This is a genomic window from Vibrio sp. 2304 (assembly GCF_033339475.1).
GTDB classification, from domain to species: domain Bacteria; phylum Pseudomonadota; class Gammaproteobacteria; order Enterobacterales; family Vibrionaceae; genus Vibrio; species Vibrio alginolyticus.
Map to the genome: position 1 here is coordinate 1 of NZ_JAWOUQ010000057.1, position 721 is coordinate 721.

Below are 721 nucleotides of genomic sequence, written 5' to 3' on the forward strand. Positions count from 1 at the left end.
TGCACTAATCGACGAATGTTTACTTTTGCACCGATTCGAGCGGCGAGCAAATACATGCCACCAATTTTTCGGTGCAAGAATATGGCATCGGCTGGTGGGGTATGCCAATAATCTTGCTCCATACTCAGAATTGTTCCAGCTTCTCGCAGTTTTTGCGCCAGTCCGCTGGCTTTAAAGTCATAAGCTTCATTAATTAGCATGGGTTCGCATGCCATTTTGACCAAATCTAAAATCGCCATTCTCTGTTCTGGTTTGATGCTTTGGGCGAAAAAGCCTATTTGCTCTAAAGCATCGTTGAGCCCTTGTTCGTCATCGTTCACGACAGATGAAAAGGCTTGGCGATAACCGGAACTAAAACGTTCACTGTATTCGCGAGTTGCGCCAAAATCTAACAGCCCAATTTGTTTACTTTGTTCAAGATAGAGGTAGTTTGCGAAGTTTGGATCGGTTTGCACCATCTTGAATTCAAACAGTTCTTTAAACAGCAGTTCCAACAAATTGTGCATTACAAAGTCGCGAGTTTCTTGGTCGTAGTTTGCAATTTTCTCTATGGGCGTCCCTTGAATGAACGACATAGCCAGAACGGATTGGGATGACATTTCCGGGTAGATTTTTGGCACCACAAAATGCGGATGGTCTTGTAGAGCCTTTTGATATCTATAGGCAAACTGAGCTTCTCGCTCATAATTGGCTTCGTCGTGCAGCTGTTTTTTCGCCTCTT

Annotated in this window: 1 protein-coding gene; it reads right to left on the minus strand. The window is 43.8% G+C overall.

All coding sequences use genetic code 11. From position 1 onward, the window contains the following. Positions 1–721 (minus strand): AarF/UbiB family protein (locus R7P64_RS24215; protein WP_318124142.1); only part of this gene is annotated, 721 nt, incomplete at both ends.